The organism is Streptomyces sp. NPDC013455, from assembly GCF_040632975.1.
GTDB lineage: Bacteria > Actinomycetota > Actinomycetes > Streptomycetales > Streptomycetaceae > Streptomyces.
Map to the genome: position 1 here is coordinate 92,222 of NZ_JBEYCX010000019.1, position 21,708 is coordinate 113,929.

The window sequence follows — 21,708 nt, forward strand, 5'->3', positions numbered from 1 at the left end:
CCTCATCCACGCCTACTAGAATTGACCCCAACACCCGGCACCCCCGCCGGGTGGTGACCCGAGGAGCCACCCTTGGCTGCTGAGCTGCACGTCGAGCTGGTCGCCGCCGACCGCCAGGTCTGGTCCGGTGAGGCCACCCTGGTCGTCGCGCGCACCACGTCCGGCGACATCGGCGTCATGCCCGGTCACCAGCCGCTGCTCGGTGTGCTGGAGTCGGGCCCGGTGACCATCCGTACGAGTGACGGTGGAACGGTCGTCGCCGCGGTGCACGGCGGTTTCATCTCGTTCGCGGACGACAAGCTCTCGCTGCTGGCGGAGATCGCCGAGCTGTCGGACGAGATCGACGTCCAGCGCACGGAGCGGGAGCTGGAGCGTGCGAAGGCGGAGGGCGACGCCGCCGCCGAGCGCCGCGCGGACGTCCGACTTCGCGCGGCGGCGGCGCGCTGAACCAGCCGCGCTGTACGTTGACGTCACTCAGCCGCGGCCGGCCCGGAGCAATCCGGTGCCGGTCGCGGCTGAGGCAGATGTGGGTGTTTTTTCCGTTTCATTACTCAGTGACAGGCGCAGTTCCACTGCCTGGGAGACGAGGAGGTCGGTCGCGATGGTCCTCGCTCTGACTGTGTGCGGGATCGTGGTCGCACTCGTGGTGGTGGGGCTGTTCCTGTTCGGCTTGCGCCGCAGGCTCATCCAGCGCTCCGGCGGCACCTTCGACTGCTCGCTGCGCTGGGACGTGGCCGAGAAACCCGACGCGGGCGGCAAGGGCTGGAGCTACGGCGTCGCCCGCTACAACGGCGACCGCATCGAGTGGTACCGGGTCTTCTCCTACGCCCCCCGCCCCCGCCGGGTCCTGGAGCGGGCGCAGATCGAGGTGGCCGGCCGCCGGCTGCCCGAGGGCGAGGAGGAGCTGGCGCTGCTGTCCGACGCGGTGGTCCTCGCGTGTACGCACCGGGGCACGCGCCTGGAACTCGCCATGAGCGAGGACGCGCTGACCGGTTTCCTCGCCTGGCTGGAGGCCGCCCCACCCGGACAGAGGGTGAATGTGGCGTAGCCACATCCACCCTCCGGGTGACGCTCAGGCGTTCTTTACCGTCACAGGTTGTCGCTGATGGCGCTCACCAGTTCGCCGTTGCTGGTGTCACCGCTGAACTCCCAGAAGAAGGCGCCGCCGAGGCCCTGGTTGTTGGCCCAGGCCATCTTCGACTTGATGGTGGCGGGAGTGTCGTACGACCACCAGTTGCTGCCGCAGTGGGCGTACGCGGTGCCGGCGACGGTGCCGGTGGCCGGGCAGGACGACTTCAGGACCTTGTAGTCCTCGATGCCCTGCTCGTAGGTGCCGGCCGCGGGTCCGGTGGCGGTGCCGCCGGGCGCGTCCTGGGTGACGCCGGTCCAGCCGCGGCCGTAGAAACCGATGCCGATGAGCAGCTTCTTGGCGGGGACGCCGATCGCCTTGAACTTCGCCATCGCGTCGGCGGTGGTGAAGCCCGCCTTCGGGATGCCGTCGTACGAGGTGAGCGGGGAGTGCGGGGCGGTCGGGCCCTTGGCCTCCCAGGCGCCGAAGAAGTCGTACGTCATCACGTTGTACCAGTCGACGTACTGGGCGGCACCGGCGTAGTCGGCGGCCTCGATCTTGCCGCCGGCCGAGCCGTCGGCGGTGGTGGCGGCGGTGACCAGGTTGTTCGCACCGAACTTGGCGCGCAGTGCGGACATCAGGTTCTTGTAGGCCGCGGCACCGGAGGTGTCACAGGTCAGGCCGCAGGCGTTCGGGTACTCCCAGTCGATGTCGATGCCGTCGAAGACGTCGGCCCAGCGCGGGTCCTCGACCAGGTCGTAGCAGGACTGGGCGAAGGCCGCCGGGTTCTTGGCCGCGTCGGCGAAGCCGCCGGACCAGGTCCAGCCGCCGAAGGACCACAGCACCTTGATGTGCGGGTACTTCGCCTTCAGCTGGCGCAGCTGGTTGAAGTTGCCGCGCAGCGGCTGGTCCCAGGTGTCGGCGACGCCGCTGACGGACTGGTCGGCGGTGAACGCCTTGTCGTAGTCGGCGTAGGAGTCGCCGATCGCGCACTTGCCGCCGGTGACGTTGCCGAAGGCGTAGTTGATGTGCGTGATCTTGGAGGCGGAGCCGGACGTCACCAGGTTCTTGACGTTGTAGTTGCGGCCGTAGATGCCCCACTCGGTGAAGTAGCCGAGCTTGACCTTGTCGCCGGTGGGCGGGGGAGTGGTGCCGCCGCCGGTGGTGTGCACCTTGACCGCGCCGCTGACCGGACCGGTCTGGTCGGCGGTGTCGCGGGCCCGGACGGTGTAGGAGTAGTCGGTGCCCGCGGTGAGGCCGGTGTCGGTGTACGACGTGGTGGTGACCGTGGCGACCTTGGCGCCGTCGCGCAGGACGTCGTAGTTCTTGACGCCCTTGTCGTCGGTGGCGGCGCTCCAGCCGAGCTTCACCGAGGTGTCGGTGATGCCGGAGGCGGTGGGGGTGCCGGGCGCGGAGGGAGCCGCGTCTCCGGGGACCGTCGTACCGTCGCAGCTGTCTCCGTTGAGCTTGCAGTTCGACGGGGAGCCGGGGCCCGCGCCGTTGAAGCCGAAGGAGACCGAGGCGCCGGGGGCGATGGTGCCGTTCCAGCCGACGTTCTTGGCGGTCCAGTGGTCACCGGAGTTGGTGACCGTGGCGTCCCAGGCGGAGGTGACCTTGGTGCCGGTGGGGAAGTCCCACTCGACGGTCCAGGAGCTGATGCTGCTGGTGCCGGTGTTCTTGATGGTCCACTGGCCACCGAAGCCGGTGCCCCAGTCGCTCGTCTTGGTGAAGCTGGCCGTCGCGTTCGCCGCGGCCTGGGCCGGGCTCGCGAGTCCGACCAGGCCGGCCAGGGGGAGCATCAGGGTCGCGAGTCCTGCCGCGGCTCTGTGTCTGAAGCGCATGCTGCGCCTCCCTCGTCTCAGGGGTGTCAGGGGCATGACTGAGCCTTCACGCCCACGGTGCTGCGAGGGTAGAAAGGTCTGGACCACAGGTCAATAGGTCTGGACCATTCCGGCCGGTACCCCTCAGAGTCCCAACTCGCGGGCGAGTACGGCGGCTTGCACCCGGCTGCGCAGCTCCAGCTTGGCCAGCAGCCGGCTGACGTGCGTCTTCACCGTGCCCTCCGCCATCTCCAGCCGGGCCGCGATCTGCGCGTTCGACAGCCCCTCGCCGAGGCAGCCCAGCACCTCCCGCTCCCGCCGGGTGAGCCCCTCCAGCACGGCCGGGTCCGCCTCCGGCTCCCGGGCCGGCGCCGCGGCGAACTCGGCGATCAGCCGCCGGGTCACGGCCGGTGCGACGACCCCCTCCCCGCGCGCCACCGTACGGACCGCCTCCAGCAGGTCCCTCGCCTCGGTGTTCTTCAGCAGGAACCCGGCCGCGCCCGCCCGCAGCGCGCCGAACACGTACTCGTCGAGGTCGAAGGTGGTCAGCACGAGCACGTCCGCGAGCCGCTCGCCGACGATCCGCCGGGTGGCCGACACACCGTCCAGGCGGGGCATCTGGACGTCCATCAGCACCAGGTCCGGCCGCAGGCTCCGGGCCAGCTCCACCGCCCGCTCCCCGTCCGCCGCCTCGCCGACCACCTCGATGTCCGGCGCGCTGCGCAGGATCAGCACGAGCCCGGCGCGGACGGCGGACTGGTCCTCGGCGACCAGGACACGGATCATGCTTTCAGTCTCCTTCGGTGGTGAGCGGAAGAGTGGCGCGCACGGTCCACCGCGTGCCCGCGGGGCCCGCCTCGAAGGTGCCGCCGAGCAGCGCGGCCCGCTCCCGCATCCCGGTGAGCCCGGCGCCCGAACCGGGTGCGCGGGGGGCGTCGCCGGGCCGGTAGGCACTGCTCACCCGGATGCCGAGCCGCCCGTCCTCCTGCCGGAGCACGACCTCGACCCGCCCCTCGGCCGCGTGCTTCAGGGCGTTGGTCAGCGACTCCTGCACGATCCGGTAGGCGGCGAGTTCCACGGGCGCCGGCACCGTGCCGTGGCCGGCGTCGAGCACGACGTCCAGGCCGTTGGCCCGCGCGCCGTCGACCAGGGCGTCCAGCCCGTCCAGGGTGGGGGAGGCGGCGGGCTCCCGGTCCCCCGAGCCGTCGCGCAGGATGCCGATCAGTCGGCGCATCTCGGCCAGTCCCGCCACGCTGTTCTCCCGGATGACGGCCAGCGCCTCCCGGGTGGTCCGCTCGTCGTCGAGGGAGAGCGCCGCCGTGGAGTGGATGGCGATGGCCGACAGGTGGTTGGCGACCACGTCGTGCAACTCGCGGGCCATCCGGGCGCGTTCGGCGGTGACCGCCTGGACGCGGTCCATCTCGGCCAGCAGCGCGGTCTGCCCGGCACGCAGCCGGGCGGCCTCGGCGGCTTCCCGGTGGTCCCGCACCAGCGCGCCGGTGGCCGCGGGCGCCAGCGCGACCACCCCCACGCCCACACCGATCAGCAGGCCCCGCGGATCCCGCCACAGGGCCGCCGGTACGACCCCGCCGAGCACGGTCAGGAAGCCGGCGATCCAGGGGATGCGGCGGGCGGAGGCGGGGCTGCCGTACAGCACCGCCGCGTACATCAGGTCGGTGTACAGCACGACGGTGGCGATGCTGCCGACCGTCACCGTGTCCAGGACCAGTGCGGCGGTGCCGATCAGCAGGCCGGTGCGGGGCCGGATGCGGCGCAGCGGCTCGCAGGCGGCGACGACCACGAGCGGCACCAGCGCGGCCCAGGGGGCGCGCCACAGCACCAGGTCGTCCGCCGCCATGCGCGCGTGGATGCCGGGCACCCACAGCAGCACCCCGCCGAGCAGTCCGCCCACGGCGATGAGCAGGTCGTCACGGTGCGGGCGGGGGAGCGTGCGGGCCATGCCCCCTATCCAACACGGCCCCCGGGCGGCCCGCCTGCACCCCGGGAACGGTCCCCGGCTGCGACTTTCGCTTACCGCGGTCTCGTCTGCGCCGACGACGATCCGCGCGGCGTCCCGGGGGAGTCTGGACGGGTGAACGAGGGGAGCGACGTGTGATCGTCGGACTGATCATCGCCTGCGAGGTGGCGTTCTGGGTGCTGCTGGCGGCCGGACTGGCCTTCCGGTACGCGTTCCGGATGCCCCGCACCGGGCTGGCCCTGCTGCTGTGCGAGCCGCTGCTGGAGCTCGTGCTCTTCGCCGTCACCGCGGTCGACCTCGACCAGGGCGCCGAACCCGACTGGCGGCACGGGCTCGCCGCCGTCTACATCGGTTTCACCGTCGGCCTCGGCCACTCCACCATCCGCTGGGTGGACGCCCGGGTGGCCCACCGCTTCGCCGGCGGTCCGCCCCCGGCCCGGCCGCCGAAGTACGGCAGGGCCCGCGCCGTCCACGAGTGGAAGGTGGCGGGCCGCTGGATCCTGTCGGCGGCCGTCGCCCTCGTCCTGCTCCAGGGTGCCGTCTGGTACGTCGGCGACCACGGCGGCACCGGCTCGCTGCGCGCCTGGCAGACGCGCATGCTCTGGGTCGTCGGCATCAACCTGGTCATCGCCGCCTCTTACACCCTCTTCCCCAAGCGGGAGCCCGCGGGCGAGGCGGCCGGAAAACCGTTCGACACCGAGCCGGAAGCCGGGACATCATCCCGGCGATGACACGCACCGACACGCCTCCCGCCTGGGACGAGCGCACCCAGCTGACCACCTTCCTCGGCTACGTCCGCGCCACCGCGCGCGCCAAGTGCGAGGAACTGTCCGACGAGGACGCCCGCAAGGTGCTCCTGCCCGGCTCGCCGCTGACGACCGTGAGCGGAATCGTCAGCCATCTGCGCTGGGTCGAGTACTACTGGTTCCGGGTCGTCTTCCTCGGCGAGGAGGACGAGGGGCCCTGGACCGAGGAGGACCCCGACCGCGAGATGCGCATCGCCGCCGACATCCCGCTGTCCCGGCTGCTCGCCGAGTACGCCGAGGAGTCCGCGCGGTACGACGAACTCGTCGCCGCGCACGACCTGGACACCCGGGCACGGCGGAAGCGGGCCGACGGCGGCGCGCCCGACCTGCGCTGGATCCTGCTCCACCTCATCGAGGAGACGGCCCGGCACAACGGCCACCTCGACATCCTGCGCGAGATGACCGACGGCCGCACCGGCGCCTGACCCGGCGGCGCCGGTGCGGGGAGACGTTTCCTCAGCGCTCCCCGCCCGGCACCCACAGCACGTCGCCGGTCTCCCGGTTGGCGCTGCGGGCCAGGATGAACAGCAGGTCGGAGAGGCGGTTGAGGTAGGTCGCGGTGAGCGGGTTCATCGTCTCGCCGTGCACCTCCAGGGCCGCCCAGGTGGAGCGCTCGGCCCGGCGCACGACCGTGCACGCCTGGTGCAGCAGGGCGGCGCCCGGGGTGCCCCCCGGGAGGATGAAGGACCGCAGTTTCTCCAGCCGCTCGTTGAAGCGGTCGCAGTCCGCCTCCAGCCGGTCGACGTAGAACTGCTCGACCCTGAGCGGCGGGTACTGCGGGTCCTCCACCACCGGGGTCGACAGGTCCGCGCCCACGTCGAACAGGTCGTTCTGGACGCGGGTGAGGACCGTGACGATCTCCTCGTCCAGGCCGCCCAGCGCGATCGCGGTGCCGATCACCGCGTTGGCCTCGTTGGCGTCCGCGTAGGCGGAGATCCTGAGGTCCGTCTTGGGCACCCGGCTCATGTCGCCGAGGCTGGTGGTGCCCTGGTCGCCGGTCCTGGTGTAGATGCGCGTCAGATTGACCATGCGGTCAGCGTAGTTACGCCCCGGCCGTCCGGAACACCCGTGTGCCCGCCGTCACGGTCAGCGCGGTGAGGGCGACGGCGACCAGGACGCCGTGGAGCATGTGCGCGCTGGTGTACGCGCCGACGTACGCGTCACGGACCGCGTCCACCAGGTAGCGGAACGGGACGAGGTGCGACAGCACGTCCAGCCAGGTCGGCGCCAGGGTCATCGGCAGCATCAGGCCCGACAGCAGCACCGACGGCATCGACACCGCGTTGATCAGCGGCCCGAACGCGTGCGGGGTGCCGACCTTCATGCCGAGCGCGTACGACAGCGAGGCCAGCGAGACCGTGAGCAGGGCGACGAAGGCGAAGCCGATCAGGACGCCGGCCAGCGGTGCGCGCAGGCCCATGACCAGCGCGGCCAGCACCAGCAGCACCGCCTGGAAGACGAACACCGTGGCGTCCCGCAGCACCCGGCCGAGCAGCAGGGCGAGCCGGCTGACCGGGGTCACCCGCATCCGCTCCACCACCCCCTGCCCCTTCTCGACGATGACCGTGAACCCGGCGAACAGCGCGCCGGAGAGACCGAGCTGGAGCAGCAGTCCGGGGACGAGCACCTGCCAGGAGCCGCCCGCGCCGCCGAGCGGCAGCCCGGTGAGCAGCGGCCCGAAGAACAGCAGGTGGAGCAGGGGCGTGAGCACGCCGAAGAGCAGGGCGAAGCGGGAGCGCAGCGACTGGCGCAGATAACGGCCGTAGACGAGGGCCGTGTCGTGGAGGAGCATCGGGGATCCTGTCCGTCTCGTACGTCTATACGGCTACGGGAGCGGTGTCGGCCGGGGCGGGGCCACGGCCGGTCACGGCGAGGAAGGTGTCCTGGAGGGTGGCGTCCGGCGAGCCGCCGTAGCGCAGCTTGAGCGCGCTCGGCGTGCCCTCGGCGGCGACCGTTCCCCGGTCGACGATCACCAGGCGGTCGGCGAGGGCGTCGGCCTCGTCCAGGTAGTGGGTGGTCAGGAACACGGTCGTGCCGTGCTCGTCGCGCAGCCGGCGGACCAGGTCCCACAGCTCCGCCCGGCTGCCCGGGTCCAGGCCGGTCGTCGGCTCGTCCAGGAAGAGCACCTTGGGGCGGTGGGTGAGCGCCATCGCGATGTCCAGCCGGCGCCGCTGGCCACCGGAGAGGGCGCCGGTCCTGCGGTCGAGGAGTCCGGTGAGGTCCAGCTCCCCGGCCAGTTCCCCGGCGCGTGCGACCGCGTCCGCCTTCGGCAGGCGGTACAGCCGGCCCTGGGTGACCAGCTCCTCCCGGGCGGTGATCTGCGGGTCGACCCCGCCGGACTGCGCCACGTAGCCGATCGCCCGGCGCACTCCGGCCGGATCGGCCGCCAGGTCGCAGCCGGCGACCGTGGCCGCGCCGCCGGTCGGCTCCAGCAGGGTGGTGAGCATCCGCAGGGTGGTGGTCTTGCCGGCGCCGTTGGGTCCGAGGAAACCGAGGATCTCGCCCTCGGGGACGGTCAGGTCGATGCCCCGGACCGCGTCGACGGGGCCGGCCTTCGTCCGGAAGGTGCGGGCGAGGCCCGCCGTGCTGATCACTGCTGCCATGACGACCAGAAAAACAGAGTCACTGAATTTTTGCAATGACTCCAAGTTTTCAGCTGCCCCAGCGAAGTTAAAATGCGGGCATGGCTGAGGGGCTCAGGGAGCGGAAGAAGCGGCAGACCCGGCAGTACATCTCGGATGTCGCCACGGGCCTGTTCCTGGAGCGCGGGTTCGAGGCGGTGACCGTCGCGGAGATCGCCGAGGCGGCGAACGTCTCGGTCAACACCGTCTACAACTACTTCCCCGCCAAGGAGGACCTCTTCCTCGACCGCTCGGCCGGTATGGCCGACCGTCTCGCCCGCTGGGTCCGGGGTCGGGACGCCGGGGAGTCCGCCGCCCGCGCCGTCCTGCGCGAACTGCGCGGGGAGGTCGAGAGCGTCTCGCCCCGGGTCGGCCTGATGTCCGGCTACGACCGCTTCATGCGGGTCGTCCACGAGGCGCCCGCGCTGCGCTCCCGCCTGTGGAGCCTCCGGCAGGAGATCCACGACCGCCTGGAGGCGGCCCTGCGCGAGGAGACCGGCGCCGCCGACGGCGATCCGCTGCCGGACCTGATGGCAGGTCAGATCTGCTGGGTCCACCAGGCCGTCTTCGACACCATCGGCCGCGAGATGCTCGCCGGGCGCAAACCGGTCGAAGTATCACGAGAGGTGCTCGCCCTGCTGGACGACATCGAGGACCTGTTGAGTGAAAAGGTGCTCAACTACGCCGTCCGTGGCGCGTAATGACCCCTGCCGGTGTGATGTCCGTCAAATGAGACGTGACGCGCGTTACTTACCGGTCACACAGCACCGCCGGAGCGCTATGGTCCGCCGGAGAGGCAGACTTGCAGCGCGTTCAGAGGAGTCGGAGTGGCACGGAAGCTCGCCGTCATCGGGGCTGGTCTCATGGGGTCCGGCATCGCCCAGGTCGCCGCGCAGGCGGGCTGGGACGTCGTCCTGCGAGACGTCACCGACGAGGCCCTGAAGCGCGGCACCGACGGCATCAGGGCGTCGTACGACAAGTTCGTCGGCAAGGGCCGGCTGGCCGCCGAGGACGCCGAGGCCGCTCTGGCGCGCATCACCCCGACCACCGACCTGGACGCCGCCGCCGAGGCCGACGTCGTCGTGGAGGCCGTCTTCGAGAAGCTGGAGGTCAAGCACGAGATCTTCCGCGCGCTCGACAGGATCGTGCGCGAGGACACCGTGCTCGCCTCCAACACCTCCGCCATCCCGATCACCAAGATCGCGGCGGTCACCGAACGCCCCGAGCGGGTCGTCGGCGTCCACTTCTTCTCGCCGGTGCCGATGATGCAGCTCGTCGAGCTGGTCCGCGGTTACAAGACCAGCGACGAAACCCTCGCCACCGCGCGGGAGTTCGCCGAGTCCGTCGGCAAGACCTGCATCGTCGTCAACCGGGACGTGGCCGGCTTCGTCACCACCCGGCTCATCTCCGCGCTGGTGGTAGAGGCGATCAAGCTCTACGAGTCCGGCGTCGCCTCCGCCGAGGACATCGACCTCGCGTGCAAGCTGGGCTTCGGCCACGCCATGGGCCCGCTGGCCACCACCGACATGACCGGCGTGGACATCCTGCTGCACGCCACCGGCAACATCTACACCGAGTCCCAGGACGAGAAGTTCGCCCCGCCGGAGCTGATGCGCCGGATGGTGGACGCCGGTGACATCGGTCGCAAGAGCGGGCAGGGCTTCTACAAGTACTGAGTCACCCGTCCACACCCGACCGCCCCGGGAGTGTCACTCCCGGGGGTGAATTCGGTATCGGTTCGCTTACAAGCAGCAACCGCACCGCCACCCGCACAGTCAGACGTTGCACAGCACCGTCACCGAGTACGCCAACCGCACTCAACGGGGAGCGCATATGTACATCAGGGGCGACCACGCCGAGCTGGTCGTCGGGGGCCGCCTCGACGTCCGCAGCGCGGCGGACGCCCGTACGGCTCTGCACACGGCCGTCGACACCGGAGTCGGCGACCTGGTGCTCGACCTGTCCGAACTGGACTCCTGGGACGCCACCGGACTCGGGGTGATCATGGGTGCCCACCGGCGGGCCGGCCGCTGCGGGCGCCGCCTGGTGCTGCGCGGCGTACCGCCGCAGATGCAGCGCCTGCTGGTGGCCACCCGGCTGCACCGCATCCTCGCCATCGAGGGCGGCATCGGAGTCGAGTCGCTGCCCCGGGTGTGAGACGCGCACGGGGCTGAACCGGGCGGCGGGCAGGACCCGGACGCAGCCGCCGAAGCACCCGTCGAGGGCAATCTCCACGAGACCGTGACGTCTCGGACCGCACGGCACCCCGCCCTGTCGGAGATACTGGCGAAGGTTTAGGGTGCGGTCGCCCGCCGTCTCGCAACCCTCGACCGAGCGGGCCCGGACCAGAAGCGACAGCGCGGTGTGCGAAACGGCCGGGAGGGCCGGAACACGGGCACACGACGCTTTTGGGGGCTTCAACCCATGGACGACGCGATCAACGCGGGACCCGAGGAACAGGGCCAGGCGCACGGCCGCCGCCCGCAGCGGGAACCCCTCACCTCCGACTTCGCCCCGGGCACGCCCCCGCCCGCCCGGATGGTGCAGCTCGTCTGCGGCGACCTCCAGCTCACCGTCAACCCCGTCGACGGCAGCGAGATAGAACCCTGCCCGCCGGCCGAGCTGCCCGGCAGGCCCCGCAAGCGCACCGCCGCCGAGCGGGCGGAGGCCGAACGCGCCGCCCGGCCGCCGGTGCCGCCCGGCCCCACCCAGCCCGCGGTCTCCCTGCTGGAACGCCAGGACGAACGCGAACGCGTGGTGCGCCTCCTCGCCCGCGGCCGCTCCGTCCGCGTCACCGGCCCGGCCGGCTCCGGCCGCACCGCCCTGCTCGACCTGGTCGCCGACGACTGCCTGGACCTCGCCCCCGACGGCGTGGTCCGCCTCAGCGGCTTCCACCGCACCACCGCGGACCTCCTCCACGACCTCTTCCACGCCGTCTACGACGCCCCCCTCCACCACCCCGGCCACGAGGAACTGCTCGCCTGCGTCCGCGAGATCGGCGCGGTCGTCGTCCTGGACGACCTGGCGTTCGGCGGCGCCTCCCTGGGCGAACTGCTCGACGCCACCCCCGAGTGCGCCTTCCTGTTCGGCGCCACCCCCGAGGTGCCCGCGCCCTCCGCCGAGTCGGACGTGGAGGAGATCTTCCTCGGCGGCCTCGACCGCGCCGCCGGTGTGGAGATCCTGGAGCGGACCGTCGGCCGCGTCCTCACCGAGGAGGAGGCCAACTGGGCCGGCGACCTCTGGTTCGAGTCCGAGGGCCTGCCGCTGCGCTTCGTCCAGGCCGGCGCACTGCTGCGGCAGCGTGACCAGTTGCGGGCCGACACCGGCGCGGTGGACGAGTACGGCGTCTTCGAGGACGTACGCGGGCCGGCGGACCTGCCCGTCGACCTGGAGGAGGACGTCCCGCTGCCCTCCCTCGGCGAGGCCGCGGCCCCCGCCCCGCTGCTCGCCTCCCGGCTCAGCGCCTCCGCCCGGGCCGCGCTCCGCTTCGCGGTCGCCCTCGGCGGCGAAGTGCCCCACCAGGCCCATCTGCCCGCCCTGGTCGGCGACACCCACGCGGACGCCGCCCTCGGCGAGCTGGCGGGCTGCGGCCTGATCACCCCCGTCGGCCCCCGCTACCGCCTCGCGGCCGGGGTCCGCACCCAGCTGGAGGCCGCCGGCTACGCCGAGGACGCGGCCGGCCACGCCCTCACCGCCGCCCGGCACTACGCCTGGTGGGCCGGCCACCCCTCGGTCACCCCCGCGCGGGTGTGCGCCGAGGCCGACGCGGTCCTCGCCGCGCTCGCCGCCGTCGTACCGGGGACGACCCCGCCCGCCGAGGGCGAGGAGAGCAGCGCCGTGCGGCTGGCCCGCACGGCCGCGCCGGCCTTCGCCGCCGGACTGCACTGGAGCGCCTGGGAACGGGCCCTGCGGTCCGGCGCGGAAGCCTCCCGGCTGGCCGGCGAGGTGACCGAACAAGCCTATTTCCACCACGAGTTGGGGATCCTCGCACTCTGTGGCGGACAGCTCGACCGGGCCCGCGCCGAGCTGGAGGCGTCCAGCGGGCTGCGCGGCGCGCTCGCCGACAAGCGGGGCGCGGTCGCCGGCCGCCGGGCGCTGGCGCTGCTCGCCGACCGGGCCGGCGAGGTGCCGGGCCCGCCGGTGCGGGCGGGGGAGGGGCCGGCGGAGGCACGGCACGAGGAGCCGGCGCCACCGCCGTACGGCGCGTCCGGCGACACCCTGGTCACCCCGCGGTCCGTGGTGCCCGGGCCGCAGGGTGCGGTGCCCGGGGCGCGGGCGGTGGTGCCCGGGGCGCGGGCCGGCGGTCTGCGGCGCCTGGCCCGGCGCAACCTGGTGGCGGCCGGCTCCGGCGCGCTGCTCGCCGCCGTGCTCGGCACGGTCGTCACGCTCGGCATGACGTCCGACCGGAGCGACGACCGCGACCCGGCGGGCAGGGTCGAGGTCGACCCCTCGGCGACCCTGGGCGTGGACGACGGCGGCCTGGGCACGGGCCCGGCCGACACCGGCGGCACGGGCGGCACCGGCGCGGTCGGGGGCCGGCCCACGTCACCGGGCCCCGACGGCACCTACGGCACCGCGGACGACCCGGTGTCGCCGGACGGCACCCCTGGCCCCTCGGAGAGCGCGGACCCGTCCCACTCCGGCACACCCTCCGGTTCCCCGTCCAAGTCGCCCAAGCCGTCGGGCTCGACGGGCTCGTCGAGCGGCGGCACGACGGGGGGGACGACCGGCGGGACGACGGGCGGTACGACGGGCGGCACCACCGGCGGCACGACCAGCGGCGGCACGACCGGCGGGACCACCGGCGGCGACAGCGGCGGCACCGGGGGCTCCACCGGTACGACGGACGGCACCACCGGCGACACGACGACCGGCGGCACGACCGGCGGGACCACGGGGGACCCCACCAGCGGCGGATCGACGGGCGGCACCACGGGCGACACGACGACCGGCGGCACGGACGGCTCCGCCGGGGGTACGTCGAGCAGCGCCTCGGCATCCCAGAGCGCACCGGGAACACCGAACACGCTGATCTGACGACCGCCGGGGCCGGTGCGGAAGGGGCGCCGGCAGCTTCTCCCGCCGCAACGGCGCCCCGTCACGACGACGCCGGTGCCCGCCGGTGCCCCACGGCCCTCGGACGGTCCGGCACCGCCGGTCCCCGCCGTACGGGCCGAGCGCCGTAGGTAAGGGGGCGGTGGTCAGAAGAGGCGGAGTTTGTCGTCCTCGATGCCGCGCAGGGCGTCGTAGTCCAGGATCTGGCAGTCGATGCCGCGGTCGGTGGCGAGGACGCGGGCCTGCGGCTTGATCTCCTGGGCGGCGAAGACACCGCGGACCGGCGCCAGATGCGGGTCCCGGTTCAACAGCTCCAGGTAGCGGGTGAGTTGCTCGACGCCGTCGATCTCGCCCCGGCGCTTGATCTCCACCGCGACCGTCCCGCCGTCGGCGTCCCGGCACAGGATGTCCACCGGGCCGATCGCGGTCATGTACTCACGGCGGATGAGGGTGTACCCCTCGCCCAGCGTCTCGATGCGGTCGGCGAGCAGCTCCTGGAGGTGCGCTTCCACGCCGTCCTTGATCAGGCCGGGATCCACGCCCAGTTCGTGCGAGGAGTCGTGCAGGATCTCCTCCATCGTGATGATCAGTTTCTCGCCCGCCTTGTTGACGACGGTCCACACGCCCTCGTCCTCGCCCGTCCCCACCTTCAGGGTGCAGGGCGGCGACATCCAGTTGAGCGGCTTGTAGGCCCGGTCGTCGGCGTGGATCGAGACGCTGCCGTCCGCCTTGACCAGGATCAGGCGGGGCGCCGAGGGCAGGTGGGCGGTGAGCCGGCCGGCGTAGTCGACCGAGCATCGGGCAATGACGAGACGCATGGTCGGCAACGCTACTCGACGCGCGCCGGTGCTCGCGATCCGCCCATCCCGCTCCCTGTGAATCGCACCAATTGTCCCTGGAAACTCTTGTTCATCCCTGGCCGATAGTGAGCATGAGCGGACCGTTCCATATACGCATTCTGCTGGTGTGGTCACCTACCGTTGCCTACCGTAGAGAACGGGAGGTTGCGGCCCCAGTACAGAGCGTGTTCGAAATCGCGAACTCCCAGACCTGTCCGGCAACCCCTGCTCTTTCGGGGGTGCGAGAGGAGAACCCATGTCGCTCGACGTCTCACCGGCCCTACTCGAACAGGCCGAGCGAGGCGAGGTCGACGAAGCAGCATTCGTCGACTGCGTCCGGACCTCCCTGCCCTACGCGTGGGAGATGATCAGCTCCCTGGTGGCCCAGCTGAAGGTCGACGGCGGCCCCTTCGCCGACAACCAGACGCCCCCGCCGGACGAGCAGGCGCGCGGTCAGCTGCTGCGTGCACTCGCGAGTGACGCCATACGCGGCGCGCTGCAGCGGCACTTCGGTGTGCGGCTGGCCTTCCAGAACTGCCACCGTGTGGCGGTGTTCCCGCTGGACGCCTCGGTGGACGAGACGTTGGCCCGCTTCACCTCGATGCGCAACCAGTTGCTGAACCAGTCGCCGGAGCTGCGGGACTGCTGACGCGCGGCTCCCGTGCGGCCGAGGCAGTGAGCCCCCGGCTTGCCGTTCCACCGGCGGGAGGTGCATGCGGTACCGGGCGGCAAGCCCCCCAGGTGGCTTGCGCGCGGGGGTGCGTCAGCGCAACTGGGGCAGCACCTCCGCGCCGAGCCGGCGGAGGTTCTCCTCCGTGGCCGACAGGTCGCCCGAGCCCTCCACCAGCAGGGCGAACCGGGAGATCCCGGTGCGCTCCGAGGTGGCCGCGAGCCGGTCGGCGGCGAGCCGCGGGGTGCCCACCGGGTGCAGCCCGCAGAGCAGTTCGGTGTAGGCGTGCGGGTCGCGCATGGCGCGCGCCCGTCCGTCCACCGTCACATGCGCGTCCAGGCCCTGCTTCAGCCAGCCGGGCATCGCCTTCAGCAGCGTCTCCGCGGCGTCCGTGCGCCGGTCGGCGAGCTGGCAGACACCGGCCGAGACATGCGCGGCACGCTCGATCTCCTCGGCCGGCCGGCCCGCCGCGCGGGCGCAGCGCCGCCACATGGCGACCATGTCGGCCTTCTCCTCGTCCCCGACGTGCATGCCGAGCAGCATCGGCAGCCCGCGCTCGGCGGCCAGCCGGACGCTCGACGGCGAGGTGCAGGCGAGGACGACCTCGGGACCGGGGGTGTCCGTCAGGGCCTCCGACGGGCGGGGCACGACCGGTACCTCGCGGAAGGAGAAGCGTTCGCCACGGGCCGCCACGGACGGCTCGCTCAGCCAGCGCAGCAGCAGATCGAGCGACTCCGGGAACCCGTGTTCGTAGGCCTCCAGGCCCGCGCCGAACACCTCCAGGTCGACCCAGGGGCCGCCGCGTCCGACGCCCAGCGTGAACCGGCCGCCACTGGTCAGGTGGAGCAGCGCGGCCTGCTCGCCGAGCGCCACCGGGTGGGCGGTGGGCAGTACGCTGACCGCCGTGCCGACCCGGATGCGCCGGGTGCGGCCGAGCAGCAGCGCGGCCAGGGTGACCGCGGACGGGCATGTGCCGTAGGGCACGAAGTGGTGCTCGGCCAGCCACACCGCGTCCAGCCCGGCCTGCTCGGCCACCTCGGCCGAGCGGACCGCCCGGTGCAGGGCCTCACCCGGACCCTGGCCCGGGAACTGGGCGGCCAGCACAAAACTTCCTAGGTGCATCGCGTTTCCTGCTTCCTTGGCGCTCCGACCCGGAGCTCCCCCACCCGGCATAACCGTCTGACACGTGCCCAGGACACGGCCTGGCGGGGAGATATGCCGATTGTCTGCAGAATCGGGCGCCCCGCGGGGGGACTTGAGCGGGTTGGTTCCGTACGCGTACCCCGCTCGGCGGCGCGTAGGCTGGACGCAGTCCGTGCTCCCGTACAGCCCCGAGAGGTGTCCCGTGTCCCCGCGCCGCAACCGTCCGAAGGCAGCCGGATCGTCGGGCCGGAGCGCCGAGGACGACCGCGCCGGCCGGTACGGCGGCTGGCAGTCCACGGAGAGCTGGCAGGGCGAGGACTGGAGCGTGCGGCACGTCGCCGGGGCCGGCGCGCAGGGCAAGACCTACCGCTGCCCGGGCTGCGACCAGCTGATCGCCTCCGGGATGCCGCACGTGGTGGCCTGGCCCGAGCACGCGGGCGTCGACGACCGCCGGCACTGGCACAAGGCGTGCTGGAACGCGAAGGACCGCCGCACCACGCGGGTGCAGCGGTCCCGTAACGCGCCGAGGTTCTGAGCCCTGCGGCTACACGTCCCGGCTCTGCAGCAGCGCGTACGCGCCCGCGTACACCGCCGCCGTCAGGCCCAGCATGATCCACACCGGGTCCCAGCCGGACGGACCCGAGTCCGACAGCGAGTTGGCGTAGAAGACGCTCAGCTGGTTCGGGATCGAGTACTCGAACAGCCACTCGCGCAGGTCGTTCAGCGACTCCGAGACCATGAACAGGGCGAGCACCAGCGGAGCGAGAACCACGCCGATCATGATGGTGATGGCGCCCGCGGAGTGCCGGATGACCGAGCCGACGAGCAGCGAGAGCAGCCCGAGCAGCGCGATGTAGAGGCTGATGCCGACGGTGGCCTTGAGCCATTCCGAGCCGGACGGGGTGCGGGCGCCGGTGCTCTCCAGCATGGACGTCTGCACCAGGGCCACGAAGCCGGAGGTGGCCAGGGTGGAGACGAAGGCGACGGCGAAGAACACGATCGACTTGGCGGCGAGCACCCGGGCCCGGCTGGGGCACGCGGTCATCGTCGTGCGGATCATGCCCGTGCCGTACTCCGAGGCCGTGGTCAGCACGCCGAGCGTGATGATGCAGATGCTGCCGAGGAGCAGGCCGAAGAAGCCGAACGACAGCGGGTTCTCGCCGCTCAGGCTCTCGGAGTCGGAGTTGGCCTCGACCAGTGCGCCGGCCAGCAGGCCGATGCCGACGACGAGCACCACGAAGACGCCGAGCGTCCACATCGTCGAGCGCACGGACTTGATCTTCGTCCACTCGGAGGCCAGCGCGTGCCCGAGGTGGGTGCGCACGACCGGGATGGGCGAGGTGTAGCCGGGGTACGGCCCACCGGGCGCGGCTGCGGGGGCCTGCGGCATCGGGGGCTGGTGGGTGCTCATCGGGCGTCCTCGGGCTGGGTCGGGTCGGCAGGGGCGGAGGCGGGGGCGGCGGCCGGTTCGGCGGCGGCCGCGGGGGCGGCAGCGGCGGGCGCCTGCTGCGGCGCGGGCGGGGCGGCCGGGGCCTGCGGGGCGGCGGCCGGGGTCTCCTTCACCAGGACCGGCGGCTGCTCCTGCGGCGCCGGGGCGGCCGGCTGGGGCTGCGCGGGCTGGCCGGCCGGCGCGCCCGTCCCGGCGTACGGGTTGGCCGGGCCGTTGCCGGCGCCCGGAGCGCCGTACCCGCCCGCCGGGGAACCGCCGTACGGGCCCGCCGGTGGGGCCGGCATCGCGAAGGGCTGCCCGCCCTGCTGGGGCGGCGGCGGGGCGTACCAGCCGGGCTGGCCCTGGCCGGGCACCGGCACGGGCGGCTGGGCGCCGGGCGGCAGCGGCTGCTGGAGGCCCGCCTTCTGGTCGACGGTCGAGCGGTAGTCCACGGCGCCCTGCGTCATCCGCATGTACGCCTCCTCCAGCGACGCCTGGTGCGGGGAGAGCTCCCACAGCCGGACGCCCGAGTCGTGCGCGAGGTCGCTGATGCGGGGCAGCGGCAGTCCGGTCACCCGGAGCGCGCCGTCCTGCTCGGGCAGTACGTGCCCGCCCGCCTCGGTGAGCGCGGAGGTCAGCTTCTCGCGCAGCTGCGGCTCGGTGTCGGGCGTGCGCACGCGCGCGAAGTCGGCGGAGTTGGCCGAGATGAAGTCCTTCACGCTCATGTCGGCGAGCAGCTGGCCGCGGCCGATGACGATCAGGTGGTCGGCGGTCAGCGCCATCTCGCTCATCAGGTGCGAGGAGACGAAGACCGTACGGCCCTCGGCCGCGAGGGCCTTCATCAGGTTGCGGACCCACAGGATGCCCTCGGGGTCGAGGCCGTTGACCGGCTCGTCGAAGAGCAGCACCTGCGGGTCGCCGAGCAGCGCGGCCGCGATGCCCAGGCGCTGGCCCATGCCGAGCGAGAAGCCCTTGGAGCGCTTCCTGGCCACGCCCTGGAGGCCGACGACACCGAGCACCTCGTCCACGCGCCGGGCCGGGATGCCCGACAGCTGGGCGAGGCTCAGCAGATGGTTGCGGGCGCTCCGGCCGCCGTGCACGGCCTTGGCGTCGAGCAGCGCGCCGACCTGCCGGGGGGCGTTCGGCAGCTTGCGGTACGGGTAGCCGCCGATGGTGACCGCCCCGGAGGTGGGGTTGTCCAGCCCCAGGATCATCCGCATCGTCGTGGACTTGCCCGAGCCGTTGGGCCCGAGGAAGCCGGTCACGGCACCGGGCCGCACCTGGAAGGAAAGGTTGTACACGGCGGTCTTGTCGCCGTAGCGCTTGGTCAGGCCGACAGCCTCGATCATGCTCCGCACCCATCGAAAGGTTCAGGACAGCGGGGCACACGCCCCCGTAAGGCTTAGGAGGATATCGAGGCGCTGACGGTTCCACCCAAGAGGAAGTAAAGCCAAAGCACTACTGCGGGTGACGGAGCGCTTCACCGCTGGTTCCCCCGGTTCGGTCGCGGCCGCGCCGGCACCTCCAGACGCCCGCCGCTCGAACACACGCGGTATGCTCCAGCCCCCTTGATCGGCGCGGGGGGCGCCGGGGGACGGGACACGGCGGGGGAACGGTGGTCCAGGACGGCAGACCGCGCGCGGGCCGGCGCGCGGCGGGGGCGGGGCTGGCGGTCATGGCCGCCGGGGCGGCGGCCGGGCTCGCGGTGGAGTTCCACTTCCTGGGATGGACGTCCGTCCCGGGCGGCGCCTGCGGCGGCCGGTACCGGCCCTGCCCGGACGGCACCACCCCCACCCTCCTCCTCGCGTTCGCGCTGACCTTCGGCGGCTACCTCGGCCTGCTGGTCACCATCGGCAGGTTCACCGAGCGGCGTCCCGGCAGGATCGTGCCCGCCGCGCTCGCCGTCGCCGGCGTGGTGCTCGCGCTGTGGCCCGGACGGCAGGCGTACCTGTGGATGCGCGGGCCGGTGCTCGAACTCGCCTGGCAGGCCGGCCCCGACCGGCCCTCCGGCGTCCGGGCCGAGGGCGTGTGGACCGTGGGCGAGGACGGCTCGACCGTCGTCCGGGTGCGCACCGACGCGCTGGTCGCCTACGACGCCCGTGACGGCGGGCGCCGCTGGACGCTGCGGGCACCGGTGCGCGAGTCGGTGTGCGGGATGAGCCGGGACGTCGCCGGCGGCGTCGGCCTGGTCGCCTTCGCCCGCCACGAGAAGCCGTGCGACACCGTGTGGGGAGTCGACACCCGCACCGGCCGCACGCTGTGGGAGCGGAAGATCACCGGCGTCGCCGCCTTCACCGCCGGCAGCGACAGCCTGCTCGCGGCCGACGGCGACGTGGCCCTCGCGCTGACCGGCACCGGCGTACGCGCGTACGGCCTCACCGACGGCCGGCCGCGCTGGACCGCCGACCTGCGCGGTGGGAAGGGCGGCGAGACGTGCGCGCCGAACGTCGTCTCCGCGGCCGCCGGCACCGCCCGTGCCGTGGTGACCTGCCAGGCGGGCGAGAAGGGCAGCGGACGGGTGGTGACCCTGGACACCGCCACCGGCGAGCGGCGCCTGAGCCGGGCACTGCCCGTGGAGAGCCCGGTCGACACGGCCATGGTGGTCTCGGCCGAACCGTTCACCCTCCTGCTGCGGGAGCGGGACGAGCGCGGTGTCGCGGCCGTCCTCGCCTACCCCGACGGCGGCGGCGACCCGGTGCGCATCCCGCTCTCCGCCGACGACGAGGACCTCCTCGTCCGGCAGGTCTCCGGCGAGGGATTCACCGCACGGCCCGCCCTGACGGCCGCGGTCTGCGGGGGCACCCTCGTCGTCGCCACCGCCGAACCCGGCGGATACAGCGCCGACCACGTCTCCGCCTACGCCCTGCGCGACGGACGGCGGCTGTGGCGCGCCGGTGTGGACGAGGTCGCCGGGCTGGTGCCCACCGGCCGGGACCGGGTGGCCGTCCTCGGCGCGAACGGCCGGCTGTGGATCTTCGGGACCGCCGACGGGGACCGCGTCGGCGAGGACGACGGGACCATGGTCCTCACCAACCGGCTGGCCGCCCGCACCCAACTGCTGCGCGCCGCCGGCACCTGGATCGTCGTCAACGGCGACGGTGTTAAGGAGCCGCCCCTGTACGGCCTGCGGTAGCCACGGCGAAGGGCGGCGGGACCGCGTCCCACCGCCCCTCACCAGCGTCTCCGGCCGGTGGAACCTACCGGGACTGCTGCGCCGGAACGCCCCGGGAGATCGGCTCGTCGTCGGTGGACGTGCCGGCCGCGGCCACCGCGGCACCGGTCAGCGTGGCGAGCATCTCGCGGACGTTCGTCAGCTGGGCGTTGATGCTGTCGCGGCGGTTGGTGAGCGCCGCCAGCTCCCGCTCGGATTCCGAACGGATGCGGTCGGCCTTGGCGTTGGCGTCCGCCACGATGTCCTCGGCCTGGCGCTGGGCGGTCTCCACCGTCTGGCGGGCGCGGCGCTCGGCGTCGGTGCGCAGCTTCTCCGCCTCCAGGCGCAGCTGCTCGGCCCGGTGCTCGATCTCGGCGAGGCGCTTCTCGGCCTTCTGCTGACGCGAGGCCAGGTCGCGCTCGGACTGCTCGCGCCGCTTGGCCAGGTTGGTCTCGAAGTCGGCGGCGGCCTGCGCGGCCTTGGCGCGGGTCTCCTCGAAGAGGGCGTCCGCCTCCTCGCGCTTGGACTGCGCGTCCTTCTGCGCCTCGGCGCGCAGCTGGGACGCGTCGGCCTTGGCCTTCTCGACGATCCGGACGCCCTCGTCCTCGGCCTTGGCCTTGCGCTCGGCCGCGTACGACTCGGCGTCGTTGCGGACCTGCTGGGCCGCCGACTCGGCGAGGTCGCGGTGCTGCTCGGCAGCCCGCCGGGCCTCCTCACGCAGCTCCTTGGCCTCTTCCTCGGCCAGGCGCAGGATCTTCTCGACCCGTGCGCCGAGACCCGCGTACGACGGCTCGGCGTCCGTGATCTGGGCCTGGGCGTTCTGCGTTTCGAGGTGCAGCTCCTCGATCCGCTTCTCCAGAGCGGTGATGCGGGCGAGAGCGCTGTCACGGTCGGAGACGAGCTTGGAGATACGTTCGTCCACCTGAGCGCGGTCGTACCCACGCCGCACAAGCTCGAAGCCGTAGGGGGAAGTGTCGCTCATGGGGTTCCTGTCGAATGAGACCGGTGAGGTGATAAGGGAATCCTAGGGGCCGAAGCGGTGTGTCATCGAGCGGATACGGTTTTGATCTGGAGAATGGCACCTCTTTTGAGTGGCCGGCCGTCGGACGGCTTGCCAAGGAGTCGGG

Annotated in this window: 22 protein-coding genes; 11 read left to right on the top strand and 11 right to left on the bottom strand. The window is 72.8% G+C overall.

Features of this window, described 5'->3' with window-relative positions; genetic code table 11:
• The first annotated feature begins 72 nt into the window (after positions 1-72).
• Both ABZ576_RS26800 and ABZ576_RS26805 read left to right on the top strand, forming a co-directional pair.
• Positions 73-447 carry a F0F1 ATP synthase subunit epsilon gene (locus ABZ576_RS26800; protein ID WP_067129289.1) on the top strand — a complete coding sequence of 125 codons (375 nt, stop codon included), beginning with the start codon at positions 73-75 and terminating at the stop codon, positions 445-447.
• 154 nt (positions 448-601) lie between these two features.
• Positions 602-1,048, top strand: a complete 447-nt coding sequence (locus ABZ576_RS26805) for a DUF2550 domain-containing protein (RefSeq protein ID WP_360745889.1) — start codon at positions 602-604, stop codon at positions 1,046-1,048.
• Positions 1,049-1,089: 41 nt separating this feature from the next.
• On the opposite strand, the gene ABZ576_RS26810 is transcribed toward ABZ576_RS26805, so the two are convergent.
• The 3 genes from ABZ576_RS26810 to ABZ576_RS26820 form a co-directional block, all read right to left on the bottom strand.
• Complete coding sequence (locus tag ABZ576_RS26810) at positions 1,090-2,910, bottom strand: glycoside hydrolase family 18 chitinase (protein WP_360745892.1); 1,821 nt, start codon at positions 2,908-2,910, stop codon at positions 1,090-1,092.
• Between the two features lie 123 nt (positions 2,911-3,033).
• Positions 3,034-3,675, bottom strand: coding sequence for a response regulator transcription factor (locus ABZ576_RS26815; protein WP_360745894.1), 642 nt, complete (start codon positions 3,673-3,675; stop codon positions 3,034-3,036).
• A 4-nt stretch (positions 3,676-3,679) separates the two neighbouring features.
• On the bottom strand, positions 3,680-4,849 hold the full coding sequence (locus ABZ576_RS26820; protein ID WP_360745897.1) for a histidine kinase: 1,170 nt from the start codon (positions 4,847-4,849) through the stop codon (positions 3,680-3,682).
• 152 nt (positions 4,850-5,001) lie between these two features.
• Here ABZ576_RS26820 and ABZ576_RS26825 point away from each other — a divergent pair, with 152 nt between their 5' ends.
• Both ABZ576_RS26825 and ABZ576_RS26830 read left to right on the top strand, forming a co-directional pair.
• On the top strand, positions 5,002-5,598 hold the full coding sequence (locus ABZ576_RS26825) for a hypothetical protein (RefSeq protein WP_360745900.1): 597 nt from the start codon (positions 5,002-5,004) through the stop codon (positions 5,596-5,598).
• Positions 5,595-6,098: a DinB family protein gene (locus tag ABZ576_RS26830; protein ID WP_360745903.1), complete on the top strand. Its 504-nt coding sequence runs from the start codon at positions 5,595-5,597 to the stop codon at positions 6,096-6,098. The genes ABZ576_RS26825 and ABZ576_RS26830 overlap by 4 nt, the downstream gene beginning before the upstream one ends.
• Positions 6,099-6,129: 31 nt before the next feature.
• Here ABZ576_RS26830 and ABZ576_RS26835 read toward each other — a convergent pair whose 3' ends face one another.
• From ABZ576_RS26835 to ABZ576_RS26845, 3 genes are read right to left on the bottom strand one after another with little or no spacing between them, the layout of a single operon-like run.
• Positions 6,130-6,702 carry a cob(I)yrinic acid a,c-diamide adenosyltransferase gene (locus tag ABZ576_RS26835; RefSeq protein ID WP_360745906.1) on the bottom strand — a complete coding sequence of 191 codons (573 nt, stop codon included), beginning with the start codon at positions 6,700-6,702 and terminating at the stop codon, positions 6,130-6,132.
• 13 nt (positions 6,703-6,715) lie between these two features.
• Complete coding sequence (locus ABZ576_RS26840; protein ID WP_360745908.1) at positions 6,716-7,465, bottom strand: ABC transporter permease; 750 nt, start codon at positions 7,463-7,465, stop codon at positions 6,716-6,718.
• 25 nt (positions 7,466-7,490) lie between these two features.
• Positions 7,491-8,276, bottom strand: coding sequence for an ATP-binding cassette domain-containing protein (locus ABZ576_RS26845; RefSeq protein ID WP_360745911.1), 786 nt, complete (start codon positions 8,274-8,276; stop codon positions 7,491-7,493).
• An 80-nt stretch (positions 8,277-8,356) separates the two neighbouring features.
• Between ABZ576_RS26845 and ABZ576_RS26850 the strand changes: the two genes are divergently transcribed.
• From ABZ576_RS26850 to ABZ576_RS26865, 4 genes are all read left to right on the top strand, one after another.
• Entirely contained in the window at positions 8,357-8,995 is a 639-nt protein-coding gene (locus ABZ576_RS26850) for a helix-turn-helix domain-containing protein (protein ID WP_360745915.1), read from the top strand.
• A gap of 126 nt (positions 8,996-9,121) precedes the next feature.
• Positions 9,122-9,970, top strand: coding sequence for a 3-hydroxyacyl-CoA dehydrogenase family protein (locus tag ABZ576_RS26855; RefSeq protein ID WP_360745918.1), 849 nt, complete (start codon positions 9,122-9,124; stop codon positions 9,968-9,970).
• A 157-nt stretch (positions 9,971-10,127) separates the two neighbouring features.
• The gene (locus ABZ576_RS26860) at positions 10,128-10,451 is read left to right on the top strand and encodes an STAS domain-containing protein (RefSeq protein ID WP_360745921.1); all 324 of its coding nucleotides are present in this window, start codon (positions 10,128-10,130) and stop codon (positions 10,449-10,451) included.
• A gap of 267 nt (positions 10,452-10,718) precedes the next feature.
• Positions 10,719-13,331, top strand: coding sequence for an ATP-binding protein (locus tag ABZ576_RS26865; RefSeq protein WP_360745923.1), 2,613 nt, complete (start codon positions 10,719-10,721; stop codon positions 13,329-13,331).
• A 164-nt stretch (positions 13,332-13,495) separates the two neighbouring features.
• Here ABZ576_RS26865 and nucS read toward each other — a convergent pair whose 3' ends face one another.
• Positions 13,496-14,167, bottom strand: a complete 672-nt coding sequence (gene nucS, locus ABZ576_RS26870) for an endonuclease NucS (RefSeq protein ID WP_360745926.1) — start codon at positions 14,165-14,167, stop codon at positions 13,496-13,498.
• A gap of 277 nt (positions 14,168-14,444) precedes the next feature.
• On the opposite strand from nucS, the gene ABZ576_RS26875 reads away from it, so the two are divergent.
• On the top strand, positions 14,445-14,837 hold the full coding sequence (locus ABZ576_RS26875; RefSeq protein ID WP_067003059.1) for an SCO5389 family protein: 393 nt from the start codon (positions 14,445-14,447) through the stop codon (positions 14,835-14,837).
• Between the two features lie 114 nt (positions 14,838-14,951).
• Here the strand turns inward: ABZ576_RS26875 and ABZ576_RS26880 are convergent, their stop codons facing one another.
• Complete coding sequence (locus ABZ576_RS26880; RefSeq protein ID WP_360745929.1) at positions 14,952-15,980, bottom strand: LLM class flavin-dependent oxidoreductase; 1,029 nt, start codon at positions 15,978-15,980, stop codon at positions 14,952-14,954.
• Between the two features lie 223 nt (positions 15,981-16,203).
• On the opposite strand from ABZ576_RS26880, the gene ABZ576_RS26885 reads away from it, so the two are divergent.
• Positions 16,204-16,536 (top strand): ATP/GTP-binding protein, encoded by a 333-nt coding sequence (locus ABZ576_RS26885; RefSeq protein ID WP_360745932.1) that lies wholly within the window; start codon positions 16,204-16,206, stop codon positions 16,534-16,536.
• Positions 16,537-16,545: 9 nt separating this feature from the next.
• Here ABZ576_RS26885 and ABZ576_RS26890 read toward each other — a convergent pair whose 3' ends face one another.
• Together ABZ576_RS26890 and ABZ576_RS26895 are read right to left on the bottom strand one after the other, a co-directional pair.
• On the bottom strand, positions 16,546-17,412 hold the full coding sequence (locus ABZ576_RS26890; RefSeq protein WP_360745935.1) for an ABC transporter permease: 867 nt from the start codon (positions 17,410-17,412) through the stop codon (positions 16,546-16,548).
• On the bottom strand, positions 17,409-18,779 hold the full coding sequence (locus ABZ576_RS26895) for an ABC transporter ATP-binding protein (protein WP_360745936.1): 1,371 nt from the start codon (positions 18,777-18,779) through the stop codon (positions 17,409-17,411). The genes ABZ576_RS26890 and ABZ576_RS26895 overlap by 4 nt, the downstream gene beginning before the upstream one ends.
• A gap of 266 nt (positions 18,780-19,045) precedes the next feature.
• Between ABZ576_RS26895 and ABZ576_RS26900 the strand changes: the two genes are divergently transcribed.
• Positions 19,046-20,563: a PQQ-binding-like beta-propeller repeat protein gene (locus ABZ576_RS26900; RefSeq protein ID WP_360745939.1), complete on the top strand. Its 1,518-nt coding sequence runs from the start codon at positions 19,046-19,048 to the stop codon at positions 20,561-20,563.
• Positions 20,564-20,627: 64 nt separating this feature from the next.
• Here ABZ576_RS26900 and ABZ576_RS26905 read toward each other — a convergent pair whose 3' ends face one another.
• On the bottom strand, positions 20,628-21,563 hold the full coding sequence (locus ABZ576_RS26905) for a cellulose-binding protein (RefSeq protein WP_360745942.1): 936 nt from the start codon (positions 21,561-21,563) through the stop codon (positions 20,628-20,630).
• Between the last annotated feature and the right edge of the window lie 145 nt (positions 21,564-21,708).

Coding starts and splice junctions, on each gene's coding strand:
- ABZ576_RS26850 (WP_360745915.1), top strand. CDS start 8,357: ATGGCTGAGGGGCTCAGGGAGCGGAAGAAGCGGCAGACCCGGCAGTAC.
- ABZ576_RS26805 (WP_360745889.1), top strand. CDS start 602: ATGGTCCTCGCTCTGACTGTGTGCGGGATCGTGGTCGCACTCGTGGTG.
- ABZ576_RS26845 (WP_360745911.1), bottom strand. CDS start 8,276: ATGGCAGCAGTGATCAGCACGGCGGGCCTCGCCCGCACCTTCCGGACG.
- ABZ576_RS26875 (WP_067003059.1), top strand. CDS start 14,445: ATGTCGCTCGACGTCTCACCGGCCCTACTCGAACAGGCCGAGCGAGGC.
- ABZ576_RS26895 (WP_360745936.1), bottom strand. CDS start 18,779: ATGATCGAGGCTGTCGGCCTGACCAAGCGCTACGGCGACAAGACCGCC.
- ABZ576_RS26810 (WP_360745892.1), bottom strand. CDS start 2,910: ATGCGCTTCAGACACAGAGCCGCGGCAGGACTCGCGACCCTGATGCTC.
- ABZ576_RS26820 (WP_360745897.1), bottom strand. CDS start 4,849: ATGGCCCGCACGCTCCCCCGCCCGCACCGTGACGACCTGCTCATCGCC.
- ABZ576_RS26865 (WP_360745923.1), top strand. CDS start 10,719: ATGGACGACGCGATCAACGCGGGACCCGAGGAACAGGGCCAGGCGCAC.
- ABZ576_RS26880 (WP_360745929.1), bottom strand. CDS start 15,980: ATGCACCTAGGAAGTTTTGTGCTGGCCGCCCAGTTCCCGGGCCAGGGT.
- ABZ576_RS26835 (WP_360745906.1), bottom strand. CDS start 6,702: ATGGTCAATCTGACGCGCATCTACACCAGGACCGGCGACCAGGGCACC.
- ABZ576_RS26815 (WP_360745894.1), bottom strand. CDS start 3,675: ATGATCCGTGTCCTGGTCGCCGAGGACCAGTCCGCCGTCCGCGCCGGG.
- ABZ576_RS26890 (WP_360745935.1), bottom strand. CDS start 17,412: ATGAGCACCCACCAGCCCCCGATGCCGCAGGCCCCCGCAGCCGCGCCC.
- ABZ576_RS26830 (WP_360745903.1), top strand. CDS start 5,595: ATGACACGCACCGACACGCCTCCCGCCTGGGACGAGCGCACCCAGCTG.
- ABZ576_RS26905 (WP_360745942.1), bottom strand. CDS start 21,563: ATGAGCGACACTTCCCCCTACGGCTTCGAGCTTGTGCGGCGTGGGTAC.
- ABZ576_RS26860 (WP_360745921.1), top strand. CDS start 10,128: ATGTACATCAGGGGCGACCACGCCGAGCTGGTCGTCGGGGGCCGCCTC.
- ABZ576_RS26840 (WP_360745908.1), bottom strand. CDS start 7,465: ATGCTCCTCCACGACACGGCCCTCGTCTACGGCCGTTATCTGCGCCAG.
- nucS (WP_360745926.1), bottom strand. CDS start 14,167: ATGCGTCTCGTCATTGCCCGATGCTCGGTCGACTACGCCGGCCGGCTC.